Source organism: Oribacterium sp. P6A1 (genome assembly GCF_000702885.1).
In the GTDB taxonomy this organism is placed as follows: domain Bacteria; phylum Bacillota; class Clostridia; order Lachnospirales; family Lachnospiraceae; genus Oribacterium.
In genome coordinates, this window is sequence record NZ_JNKO01000008.1 from 68,002 (window position 1) to 81,028 (window position 13,027).

Annotated in this window: 7 protein-coding genes; 1 reads left to right on the forward strand and 6 read right to left on the reverse strand. The window is 45.0% G+C overall.

Annotation, left to right across the window (positions count from 1 at the left end; genetic code table 11):
- Positions 1–82 precede the first annotated feature (82 nt).
- From T515_RS16560 to T515_RS07655, 6 genes are all read right to left on the reverse strand, one after another.
- Entirely contained in the window at positions 83–754 is a 672-nt protein-coding gene (locus tag T515_RS16560) for a DUF1700 domain-containing protein (RefSeq protein ID WP_051671555.1), read from the reverse strand.
- Between the two features lie 160 nt (positions 755–914).
- Positions 915–2,729 carry an aspartate--tRNA ligase gene (gene aspS, locus T515_RS07635; protein WP_036609463.1) on the reverse strand — a complete coding sequence of 605 codons (1,815 nt, stop codon included), beginning with the start codon at positions 2,727–2,729 and terminating at the stop codon, positions 915–917.
- A 94-nt stretch (positions 2,730–2,823) separates the two neighbouring features.
- Positions 2,824–4,095 (reverse strand): histidine--tRNA ligase, encoded by a 1,272-nt coding sequence (gene hisS, locus T515_RS07640; RefSeq protein WP_036609464.1) that lies wholly within the window; start codon positions 4,093–4,095, stop codon positions 2,824–2,826.
- Positions 4,096–4,262: 167 nt separating this feature from the next.
- A complete protein-coding gene (locus T515_RS07645) occupies positions 4,263–5,528 on the reverse strand; it encodes a diaminopimelate decarboxylase (protein ID WP_036609466.1) in 1,266 nt (421 codons plus the stop codon).
- Positions 5,529–5,738: 210 nt separating this feature from the next.
- The gene (gene pyk / locus T515_RS07650) at positions 5,739–7,169 is read right to left on the reverse strand and encodes a pyruvate kinase (protein WP_036609469.1); all 1,431 of its coding nucleotides are present in this window, start codon (positions 7,167–7,169) and stop codon (positions 5,739–5,741) included.
- A 106-nt stretch (positions 7,170–7,275) separates the two neighbouring features.
- Entirely contained in the window at positions 7,276–7,923 is a 648-nt protein-coding gene (locus T515_RS07655; RefSeq protein WP_036609471.1) for a hypothetical protein, read from the reverse strand.
- 497 nt (positions 7,924–8,420) lie between these two features.
- On the opposite strand from T515_RS07655, the gene T515_RS07660 reads away from it, so the two are divergent.
- Positions 8,421–12,803, forward strand: coding sequence for a 2-hydroxyacyl-CoA dehydratase (locus T515_RS07660; protein ID WP_036609473.1), 4,383 nt, complete (start codon positions 8,421–8,423; stop codon positions 12,801–12,803).
- Positions 12,804–13,027 lie beyond the last annotated feature (224 nt).

Genomic DNA, 13,027 nt, shown 5'->3' on the forward strand with positions numbered 1-13,027 from the left:
CATTCTATGTTGAATCAAATAAATAAAAAACGGATCTGAAGGCGCGGATTAAATCCTCAGCACTTCAGATCCGTATCCTTCACTAACTCATAAAACGGTATAGTACCCAGGCAACAACCGCTGCTATCATCATCGGACCAAGGTATGGTGCGAGGAGATAAAGTATTCCACCTATAATATTTACAAGTAATTCAAGAATCAGGAAGAAGATGATCATAGCTATGAGACAGCCCCAACCGCTTGTGGTGAAGACATGCCCATAATTCTTTTTGCCATCCTGTGTGCGAGAACTATTATCGCCAAAAAAGCTGTTAAATGCGGAACGTCCGTTGTCATTTCTGACTCCCTCTTCCGAAAAGCTTTCCTGTTCATGACGACTTTCATTTTCATAATTCTGACCCGGTGTTTCCGAATCTGTCTGTGTTTCGTATGCTCTGTCCTGAGCATTTCCGTATGCACCGCGAGAACGTTCATAGTCAAATGCATCGGAATAGGGTTCTGTGTCTATAGTTCCTCTGATTTCTTCGTCCTGACTGGCTACAGGATCTCCGGCAGCTTCAGCTGTATCGATAATAGTCTTAGCAAGAAGTCTCGGTGAACCGAGCTCTGCCACAACTTCGGCTTCGCTTCTGCCCTTCTGAACCTCATTGCTTATATAGTTGTCATAATAAGCAAGCTGATCAAATATCACCTGATCCGAAACCATGAGCTTCAGTTGTACGGTTAAATCGTGGAGGAATTGTTCCTTTGTCACGTAAGCACCTCTCTCTCGAGTATTAATCACTAGATAGAATAAACCGAGACCTGCATACTATGCAAGTCTCGGCGGCAAAATTCAGATAAAATTCACAATGAATTACGGAAACTCAAAGATGCGGATCCGGAAACATTGGCATAATACGGATGGAACTGCCTTAGTTCTCCCCGGCTGCAGGCTCCTCATCAGGAACTACTGCGATACCAAGGTCAACAAGCTGCTGCTCGTCAAATACAGGAGCAGGTGCCTCCATCATAGGATCTGAACCATCCTTAACCTTAGGGAAGGCGATAACATCACGGATAGTATCTGATCCAACCATCCACATGGCAAGACGGTCAAGACCGTAAGCAAGACCTGCGTGAGGCGGAACACCGTACTTAAATGCCTGCATAAGGAATCCGAACTGCTCACTGGCCTTCTCTGGAGTAAAACCAAGCTTCTCCAGCATCTTCTCCTGAACGTCTGCCTGGTGGATACGAACTGAACCACCACCAAGCTCTGTACCGTTAAGAACGATATCGTAAGCCTTTGCGCGTACTGCACCCTGGTCTGTATCAACAAGTGGAAGATCCTCGTCCATAGGCATAGTGAACGGATGGTGCATAGCCTGGAATCTGTCAAGCTCCTCTGACCACTCGAACATAGGGAACTCTGTAACCCAGAGGAACTTCCATGCTGTACGATCGATAAGGTCGAGATCTGAACCAAGCTCGAGACGAAGTGCACCGAGAGAATTCCATACGGTTGTCTTCTTTGTATCTGATACGAACATAAGAAGGTCGCCTGCCTGTCCGCCCATTGCATCAACAAGAGCCTTAAGCTCCTCTTCTGTCATGAACTTTGCGAATGATGACTTGTATGTGCCGTCCTCATTGATTGCGAGGTAAGCAAGACCCTTTGAACCGTAGCCCTTAACGAACTCGGTGTACTTGTCGATCTGCTTACGAGGCATCTTGGCCTGTCCCTTGACATTGAGACCCTTGATGACACCGCCATCATGAGCGCAGTTTGCAAATACTGAGAATCCGCAATCCTTTACAACCTCGGTCACATCCTGAAGGAGCATGTCAAAACGCATATCAGGCTTATCTGAACCGTAGTTGTTCATGGCATCTATCCACTTCATGCGACGGATAGGAAGCTCAATGTCTACATTACAGATCTCCTTAAATACATACTTAAGAAGTCTCTCATTAACTTCGATAACATCATCAACATCAACGAAAGAAAGTTCCATATCCACCTGTGTGAACTCAGGCTGACGGTCAGCACGAAGATCCTCATCACGGTAGCATCTTGCAAGCTGGAAGTAACGGTCGAAACCGGATACCATAAGAAGCTGCTTAAGAAGCTGCGGTGACTGTGGAAGGGCATAGAATGAACCATGGTGCATACGTGAAGGTACAAGGAAGTCTCTTGCGCCCTCAGGTGTTGACTTGATAAGTGTAGGAGTTTCGATCTCAAGGAAACCGTTATCCATCATGAACTTACGGATAAGGAAAGCGAGCTTTGCCCTGGTCATGATGCGCTGTGCAAGTTCAGGACGACGAAGGTCCAGATATCTGTACTTGAGACGAACATTCTCATTGGTTGCGATTCCATCCTCAATCGGGAATGGCGGAGTCTCTGACTCGGAAAGGATACGAAGTGATCTTGCTGAAAGCTCGATGGAACCGGTCTTCATGTCCTTGTTGGCATCCTTACCACGGGAACGAAGTATACCTGTAACTGCGATAACGAACTCTGAACGAAGCTTTGCAGCCTTCTCAAAAACCTCAGATCCGCAATCAGCCTCTTCGAAGATTATCTGTAAAATACCGGAACGGTCACGGAGATCTGTAAAAATAAGACCACCCTTGTTTCTGGACTTCTGAACCCAGCCCATCATGGTGACTTCTTTTCCGATAAATGATTCATCAAGTTCTGTACATCTGCACGTTCTGTGCAGACCTTTCATTGACTCTGCCATAAGAATACCTCTGTTTTATATTTCTACGATGAGTTATCCAATGTTTAGATATCTCATCTATGTAAAAGCCGTCATGTTTAGACGACTGATTTCCTTAGTTCAGTGAATCCTGATAGAATTCCTTAAACTCTGTGTAGCCTTCTGCTGTGAGCTGCTCCTTCTGGAACTTCTTGTTCTTGTTCATGCGGGATACGAGAACAGTCTCACCTTTGAGACGAAGTGCCATAGCCTCGTTAAGAGCCTCCGATGTCTTTTCAGCATCCAGATTCTTATCAAGAAGGAATGCTATCTTCTTTCCTTCACCCGGAACCTTTTCGTCCGCATCAAGCATGATGGTAATGATACGCTCAAAACCGATGGAGAAACCAACTGCAGGTGTATCCTGTCCTGTGAACTTTCCTACCATCTTATCGTATCTTCCGCCGCCGCCTACAGAACCGCTGAAGCCCTCGGCACGTATCTCGAAAATAGGACCTGTGTAGTAGCCCATACCACGTACGAGAGTAGGATCGAACTCTACCTTCACCTTTACACTGTCAACCTTTGCAACAGCTTCTACGATCTCTGCAAGGTTAGCTGTAACTCTTTCGGGAAGAACTTCCTTCAGCTTATCTCCCAGACTGCGAATATCCTGAGACTCTGTTCCGATGCTTGCAAGAAGCTCCTGGTATCTGTCGATAACAGCCTCTTCATAGCCAAGTGAAAGGAGCTCTTCCTTTACACCCTCGTTTCCGATCTTGTCTGCCTTATCAAGGCTTATACATACCTTCTCGAAATCCTCCTCAGGGAAGCCTGCGTAGGCCTGCATGCCGCGAAGGATTTCTCTATCGTTGATAACGATCTTGAAGTTATACTTCTCACCGAAACCTATGCGGTTCAGCAGTGTTGAGATGGCAAGAATAAGCTCAATCTCGGAAACATTGGAACCATCACCGAAGATATCTATATCACACTGCACGAACTCTCTGAAACGGCCCTTCTGTGGACGGTCTGCTCTGAATACAGGTCCGATCTGAAGTGCCTTGAAAGGGCTTGGGAGCTGTGCCTGATTCTGGGAATAAAAACGGCTTAAAGGTAATGTGAGGTCATATCTCAGTCCTGAATCACTGAGGTCATCAAGGCTGCCGTTCTGATATGCAGATTCCAGCTTATCACCGCGCTTCATAACCTTGAATATAAGCTTCTCATTATCACCGCCCTGCTTGCTGAGGAGGTTCTCGATATGCTCAACAACCGGAGTCTCTATCTCTGTAAAACCAAATTCCTTATATGTTCTTCTGATTTCCGAAAGAACATACTGGCGAAGCTCCATCTCACGGGGAAGGATATCCTTCATGCCTGTAACAGGCTTTTTCTTTAATGCCATTTCCATACCTCAATATCAATAAATTTCACGGTCAATAATTATAACAATATTCCATAACTACCGCAAGACCTCCGCCCATATTTGAGCGGAGGTCTTTTCTAATAACAGATGTAATAATTCAGCCCTGACAGGAACCGGGACGAGCCAAAGGGGATCCATAAGGTTCTTTAAAGATACTTCTTCATTGTGTCGTCTATATCAAGGGTTGCAAAGTAGTCTGCCGGAGTCTGGGCACGACGGATAAGCTTTACAGAACCGTCCTCCTTAAGAAGAAGCTCACTGGACCAGAGCTTTCCGTTGTAGTTATAACCCATGGCAAATCCATGAGCACCTGCATCATGGATGAAGAGATAATCCCCCTTCTTGAGCTCTGGAAGCTCACGGTCAATGGCAAACTTATCATTGTTCTCACAAAGCGAGCCAACTACATCGTAAGTCTTGTCACAAGGAGCATTTTCCTTTCCGAGGACTGTGATGTGATGATATGCTCCGTACATTGCAGGTCTCATGAGGTTTACTGCACAGGCATCAACACCCGCATACTCCTTGTAGGTGTGCTTGAAGTGAATGACCTTTGTGATGAGGGCACCGAAAGGACCGGTCATAAATCTGCCCATCTCTGTAAAAATGCTTATGTCTCCGAGTCCGTTGGGAACCAGAACCTCATCAAACACCTTATGTACGCCTTCACCGATCTCCAGAATATCATTTCCCTCCTGGTCAGGCTTGTAAGGGATGCCCACACCACCGGAAAGATTGATAAAGTCAAGCTCTACGCCTGTTTCTTCCTTGATCCTTACTGCAAGCTCAAAAAGCTGCTTTGCAAGTGTAGGATAATAATCATTGGTAACTGTATTTGATGCAAGGAAGGAATGCATACCGAAATGCTTTACACCCTTTTCCTTAAGTATGCGGTAACCCTCTATGATCTGATCTGTGGTGAGACCGTACTTGGCATCCTGAGGATTGTCCATGATGGTATTGGAAATCTTGAAATATCCGCCCGGATTGTAACGAAGTGAAAGAGTCTCAGGTAAGTATCCGAGAGTTTCCTCCAGTTCCTCTATGTTTGTGAAATCATCAAGATTTATGATTCCACCAAGCTTTTCACAGAACTTATACTCACTGAGAGGTGTTTCGTTGGAGGAAAACATGATCTCATGTCCGGAAAAACCACATGCATCGGACATCTGAAGCTCTGTAAGGGAACTGCAGTCTGTTCCGCAGCCCTCTTCCCTGAGTATCTTGAGTATGGAAGGATTGGGACATGCCTTTACTGCGAAATATTCTTTAAAGCCCTTGTTCCAGCTGAAGGCCTTATATACTTTTCTGGCATTCTCCCTGATTCCCTTCTCATCATAGAGATAGAAAGGGGTGTCGTAGGTCTCATTTATTTTCTGAACCTGCTCAAGTGTTGCATATGGTGTTTTCATTGGTTTCCTCCTCAACTTTTTTAAAAACAAGACCCCACAAATAAGACTATTTGTGAGGTTCTTATCCTCATCATGATGAAATATCATCCGTAAAGATGTAGATGCAGCCAACTGCCTCTCACTGATAATACACCGCACTCTCATTGTGTGCAATGAATTTCATCTTTACATAATATAACATTACGATGAAATTGAGAAATAATTTTTAGTTTATGCTCCCATTACTCGCATGATGTTTGTTGCGGTAACAGGCTGGTTGCGGGTCATTCTTGAAAGAATACCTGCTGTGATAACGCAAAGGTCACCCTTTTCTACGATTCCGCGGTTACGAAGCTCGTCCATGGAATTCTCAAAAAGCTCATCGGTTGTATCTGATCTTCTTGCCCAGATAGGTGTTACTCCCCAGAGGAGCATCATCTGACGAACTGTTGCCTGGCTTGGTGACATAGCATAGATAGGTGTTGCAGGACGATACTTTGAAATAAGTCTTGCTGTTGAACCTGTAAGTGAAGGAACGATAAGTGCCTTTGCCTGAAGCTCTGATGCAGTTGTAACGGATGCGGCACAAACTGCGTTTGAGATATTGGCATAAGTATTCTCATCAACCTTACGCTTCTTGTACATGTTGTAATCAAGGAACTGCTCTGTATACTCAACAATGGAAGCCATCATCTCAAGTGCTTCTACAGGATACTTACCTGCTGCTGTCTCACCTGAAAGCATAACCGCATCTGTTCCGTTGTATACTGCATTGGCAACATCAGTAACCTCGGCTCTTGTAGGACGTGGATTACGGATCATGGAATCAAGCATCTGTGTTGCTGTGATTACAAGCTTACCGGCATAATTTGCCTTCTTGATCATTTCCTTCTGAAGCTGAGGAAGACGCTTTGCCTCGATCTCTACACCGAGATCACCACGGGCAACCATGATACCGTCAGCTGCATCAATAATAGCATCAAGATTATCAAGACCTTCCTGAGACTCGATCTTTGCGATGATCTTCATTGTAGAACCTGCATTATCAATGATCTCACGGATCTGACGGATAGTCTCTGCATTACGAACAAATGAAGCTGCAACGAAATCGAAACCTACCTCTATACCGAACTTGATATCCTCGATATCCTTCTCTGTAAGGCCCGGAAGGCGAATGCTTACATTAGGAACATTAACACCCTTCTTCTCCCCCAGCTCACCGCCGTTGGTAACTTCACAGAGAATATCGGTTCCGTCAACCTTCTTTACTTTAAGACCGATGAGACCGTCATCGATAAGGATAACGCTTCCCTCAGAAACATCCTGATTAAGTCCGTCATAGTTGATATATACCTTATCCTTATTACCTATGCACTCTTCTGTTGTAAGAATGATCTCTGCTCCTGCCTCAAGAGTTACCTTCTTGTGATCTTCAAGCTCACCTGTACGGATCTCAGGTCCCTTTGTATCAAGGAGTGCTGCAATCTCACGTCCGCTGTCCTTACGAGCTTCCTTCAGAAGCGCAAGTCTGTCAAGGTGCTCCTGGTGACTTCCGTGAGAGAAGTTGAAACGGGCAACGTCCATATTGTCAGCGAGCTTTCTCATAATTGTATAATCATTTTCATTAGGTCCAAGTGTACATACGATTTTAGTTTTTCTCATTAATAAAGCCTCCTGTAATAATTGTGTTTAGTCAGTTTCATGTCATATGACCGGCCTCCCTGTACTCTGTATCGGAAAGCCAGTTCATATACTGATGTGTTTCACATCATCTGAAATCATTAATATGGAAAACATTGCCCCTCTTAGGCTTCTGATTTGAAAGATAGAAGAACAATGCCACATTTAAAAGTGAAAGGGCGATAGCGACTTTGGTGCCGATATCAGGTGTCCCCAGGAATATGAAGACATACAGAACCACTTCTGCGATTGCAAGCCACTTTGCCTTTATCGGTATGATAAAGTAAAGCATAAAGGTCGCATCCGGAAAAGTAAGGGCGTAAGCAAGGAAAATACTGAAGGTCATGTACGTCGGGTACAGCTGCAGTGACACTCCTGTTACTATATATATAAGAAGTGCTGACAGAACCAGCATGATGGCACCTGAAAAGAAAAAGAAATTATATTTAAAGGTACCCCAAAGCTGCTCCAATGTCATGCCCAGACTGTAGTAAACAAATACGGCGATCACCATCCATATAACACTTGTGGACGGCGGATAAAAAAGAAAAGTAACGATACGCCATATATGCCCATGCAGTATAGCCTCAGGATCAAGATCCAGATAAAAAAAGTAAAGCATGGGGTTGAACATCTGGATAAGAAAACCCACAACATAGATAACACAAATGTATTTCATAAGATCCGGGATGGCATATCGTCCGAATTTCCGTTCAAGCTTTTGAAATAAAGTCAAATCAAATCTCCTTAAATTAGTTTTTGTTGTACTAATATAAAAGGACCAAAATTCCCCTTTATAAAAATTTTTATAGAGTATATATTCAGAAAACTTCTTTTTCAAGGCAAAATGTGCTGAAAAAAATACATTTCATTCAATTTTCATAATTTTAAAATGTATACAGTTTTTATCATCTTTCTGTCCATCCGTTATCTCTCAAACCGGATAGAATCTCATAAAAATTTGTGGAATTTTGCCATTTAAAACAGAAAAGTCCGTTTTAACAAACAATGATTATCGCCCTTAAACCCCGGTTTTATTAACAAAAGTTTAACATTATAACGGTTGAACCACTTCTGCCAAAATGATAATATTACATTTCGGTTATATTTCTTAATAGGAAATAACCGCATTATTTTATCAGCATTAATCATGCTTACTATCTCATTTTCGACAGGAATATTTTCAACAATAATCATCCTTCGAAAAGTAAATTCACATAAATGGGGATTATTATGCAGCAATACAGACTTGGAATTGATATAGGTTCGACTACTGTCAAGATCGCGATTCTGGATCCTGAAAAGCATCTTATGTTCTCTGATTACCGGAGACACCATGCTGATATCCAGGGAACTCTCGCGGATATTCTTGAAGAAGCAAAGGATGGTCTTGGGGAAATCAGCCTTTCTGTGGTCATCACAGGCTCAGGCGGACTTACTCTCAGTAAGCATATGGACGCTTTCTTCTGTCAGGAGGTCGTTGCGGTGGCAACAGCACTTAAGAACTATCGTCCTGACACCGATGTTGCTATCGAGCTTGGCGGAGAAGATGCAAAGATCATATATTTTAAAGGTGGTATCGATCAGCGAATGAACGGTATCTGTGCCGGAGGTACAGGATCCTTCATCGATCAGATGGCTTCTCTTCTTCATACCGACGCAGCCGGACTCAATATACTTGCAAAGGACTATCAGATGATCTATCCGATAGCAGCCCGCTGCGGAGTATTTGCAAAAACAGATATACAGCCTTTGATCAACGAAGGTGCGGCAAGGGAGGATCTTGCGGCATCCATTTTCCAGGCTGTTGTAAATCAGACTATATCGGGACTTGCACAGGGTAAGCCTATCAGAGGACACGTGGCTTTTCTCGGAGGTCCTCTGCACTTCATGCCTGAGTTGCGTAAGGCATTCATCCGCACCCTGAATCTTCAGGGGGACGAAATCATCGAGCCTGAAAACAGCCACCTTTTCGCAGCCATAGGTTCCTGCTTAAACTGCCCGGAGGATGCAAAGCTTTCTTCCATCAGTGCACTCATCGACCTCCTGAGAAACGGAATCAAGATGGATGCGGAGCTTAAGCGTATGGAACCTCTCTTTGAGAATGAGGCCCAGTACAGGGAGTTTACAGACCGTCACAACAGGGCAAAGGTAAAGACCGGCAGTCTTTCCGACTATCATGGTAATGTCTACCTCGGTATCGATGCAGGTTCAACCACAACAAAGCTTGCCCTTGTGTCCGAGGAGGGGGAACTGCTTTACAAATTCTATAAGAACAACAACGGTTCTCCTATAGCCACCTCCATTGAGTCCATGAAAGAGATCAGGTCTCTTCTGCCCTCTGACGCCCGTATAGCTTATGCATGCTCAACAGGTTACGGAGAAGCTCTCCTGAAATCCGCATTTCAGCTTGATGAAGGAGAGGTTGAAACCATCTCCCACTACTATGCGGCATCTTTCTTTGATCCTGAGGTTGATTGTATTCTCGACATCGGCGGTCAGGACATGAAGTGTATCCGTATAAAGGACGGCACTGTTGATTCCGTTCAGCTCAATGAAGCATGTTCCAGCGGATGCGGTTCATTCCTGGAAACATTTGCAAAATCACTGGACTATTCGGTTATAGATTTTGCAAAGGAAGCACTTTACGCAGAAAATCCTACAGATCTCGGTTCACGCTGTACTGTTTTCATGAATTCCAATGTTAAACAGGCACAAAAAGAGGGTGCTACCGTATCAGATATTTCTGCCGGACTTGCATATTCTGTTATCAAGAACGCTCTTTTCAAGGTAATAAAGGTAACAGATGCAAAAGAACTCGGAAAACATATCGTTGTACAGGGCGGAACCTTTTACAACGATGCCGTTCTTCGTGCCTTTGAGAATCTTCTCGGAGCTCATGTTGTGCGTCCGGACATCGCCGGTATAATGGGTGCTTTCGGTGCCGCTCTCATCGCAAGAGAACGATATCATCTCGCAAACGAAAAACTGAAGAATATGAAGCCCACAGAGGAAGTCAAGGTGCCCCGTACCGCATACGGACGTATTCAGACCACCATGCTTCCCATCGACGACATCATAAATCTTAAATACACAACAAAGATGACCCGTTGTCAGGGCTGCAACAACCACTGTGTACTGACTATCAACCTGTTCGGTGCCGGAAGAAACTTCATTTCCGGAAACCGATGCGAACGCGGCCTCGGCAAAACAAAAATAAAGAGAGACATTCCTAATCTTTATGCTTACAAGCTTCAGAGAATGTTCGACTATGAGCCGCTCCCTCAGGATATAGCGGAGCGTGGTGAAGTCGGTATCCCAAGAGTTCTCAATATGTATGAGAATTATCCTTTCTGGGCCACCTTCTTCCGTGAGCTTAAGTTCCGTACTGTTCTTTCTCCCGCAAGTACCAGAAAGATCTACGAGCTGGGAATAGAAACCATCCCCTCCGAGTCGGAGTGTTATCCGGCAAAGATTGCTCACGGACATGTTGAATGGCTCATAAGAAACGGACAGAAGTTCATTTTCTACCCCTGCATACCTTATGAGCGTAATGAGACACCTGATGCAGGAAATCATTACAACTGTCCTATGGTCACCTCTTATGCAGAGAACATCAAGAATAATGTAGAGGGTCTTGAAGACAACTCTATCATGTTCATGAAGCCGTTTTTGGCTTTTACCAATGAGAAGATCTGCACTGACCAGCTGGTAAAGATATTTGCACATCCCGAAGATGGCGAGCATTCCATCCGTCCTGTGGGAGATTTGACCGAAGATAAGATTGCCGAGCAATTTAAAAAGTGGAATTTTACCGAGGAGGAGATACGTTCCGCTGCCCACGAGGCATGGACTGAGCTCACTCAGGCTCACCTGGATATGCAGAAGAAGGGCGAGGAAACCCTAAGATGGATGAAGGAGACAGGCCATAGAGGAATAGTTCTTGCGGGCCGTCCTTATCATGTTGATCCGGAGATCAACCATGGTATACCGGAGCTTATTACGAGCTACGATTTCGCCATCCTCACAGAGGATTCCATCTCACACCTTGCTAAGGTGGAGCGTCCCATCATCGTAACGGACCAGTGGATGTATCACACGAGACTCTATCGTGCGGCAGAATATGTAAAGACCAGAGAAGATCTGGATCTCATACAGCTTAACTCCTTCGGATGCGGTCTCGATGCAGTTACCATCGATCAGGTCAGAGACATTCTCACAGGCTCTGACAAGATCTACACTGTTCTTAAGATTGATGAGGTGAATAACCTGGGAGCTGCGAGAATCCGTGTCCGTTCACTGATCGCTGCTATCCGGGTACGTGATGAGAAGCATTATGTACGCACCATGCGTTCAGCAAGCTATGAAAGACGTCTGTTCACCAAGAGCATGAAGGCTGAGAACTATACCATCCTCTGCCCTCAGATGTCACCTATCCATTTCGAAATGGTGGAGACTGCCATCAGAGCATCCGGTTACAACCTGGTGGTTCTTGATAACGCAAATCGTACTGCCATCGATACCGGACTTAAATATGTAAACAATGATGCCTGCTATCCGTCCATCATCGTTGTGGGACAGATCATGGATGCCCTTAATTCAGGAAAGTACGATCTCAACCGGACAGCGGTCATCATGTCACAGACCGGAGGAGGATGCCGTGCTTCCAATTACATCGGCTTCATACGCCGTGCCCTTGAGCATGCAGGCATGTCACAGATTCCTGTTATTTCGCTCAATGCAAACGGCATGGAGTCAACACCCGGTTTCAAGCTTACACTTCCGCTTCTTACCAGAGCCATGCAGGCCATAGTATACGGCGATGTGTTCATGCGTGCCCTGTATGCAACACGTCCTTATGAGCTGGTTCCCGGTTCCGCTGAAGAGCTTCATCAGAAATGGCTTAAAGTATGTATCAAAGCCCTTTCCAAGAAGACACCTTCCATGAATCAGTTCTCAAGGAATGTCCGGGGCATCATCAGGGACTTTGATGAGCTTCCTGTCAGAGAGGGTCTTGTCAAGCCAAAAGTCGGTATAGTAGGTGAGATACTTGTCAAGTTCTCTCCTCTTGCAAACAACCATATTGTTGAGCTTCTTGAAAAAGAAGGCGCAGAGGCCGTTGTTCCGGATCTTATGGACTTCCTGCTCTACTGTTTCTATAACCAGAACTTCAAGTACGAAAATCTGGGTGCCCGCTGGAAGGGCAAAGCTCTGTGCAACTGCGTAATCAATCTTTTGGAATACTTCCGGAAGACTGCACGTAAGGAATTCGCGAAGTCCAGGCGTTTTACTCCTCCGGGAGATATCAAAGAGCTTGCAAAGATGGCCAAGGAGTATGTTTCCATCGGAAACCAGACCGGTGAAGGATGGTTCCTCACCGGCGAGATGCTTGAGCTCATGGATGAGGGTGTTTACAACATAGTTTGCACACAGCCTTTTGGCTGTCTTCCCAACCACATCGTGGGCAAGGGTGTCATAAAGGAGCTGAAGCGTCACAATCCAGAGGCGAACATTATTGCCGTGGACTACGATGCAGGTGCTTCCGAAGTAAACCAGCTTAACCGTATCAAGCTGATGCTGACTGTAGCCCAGAATAAGCTGAAGGAGCAGGCTTAAGTTTACTTTAGCCTGCAGAATTTGGCACCCGGTGCGGCGGCTCACGGTGTTGAAAGTACATCTCATACGAAAAAATCCTCCCGGCTCGTACGCATACGCGTTCGCTCCGGGAGGATTTTTCTATTCGATGTTCTTTCAAACAGCAAGCCTTGCCGCATCCGGGCACCAAATTCTTCACATTGTTAAAGTATACCTATTACTCGATTTTAATAGCTGCTGTTCTC

Coding starts and splice junctions, on each gene's coding strand:
- T515_RS07645 (WP_036609466.1), bottom strand. CDS start 5,528: ATGAAAACACCATATGCAACACTTGAGCAGGTTCAGAAAATAAATGAG.
- T515_RS07660 (WP_036609473.1), top strand. CDS start 8,421: ATGCAGCAATACAGACTTGGAATTGATATAGGTTCGACTACTGTCAAG.
- aspS (WP_036609463.1), bottom strand. CDS start 2,729: ATGGCAGAGTCAATGAAAGGTCTGCACAGAACGTGCAGATGTACAGAA.
- pyk (WP_036609469.1), bottom strand. CDS start 7,169: ATGAGAAAAACTAAAATCGTATGTACACTTGGACCTAATGAAAATGAT.
- hisS (WP_036609464.1), bottom strand. CDS start 4,095: ATGGCATTAAAGAAAAAGCCTGTTACAGGCATGAAGGATATCCTTCCC.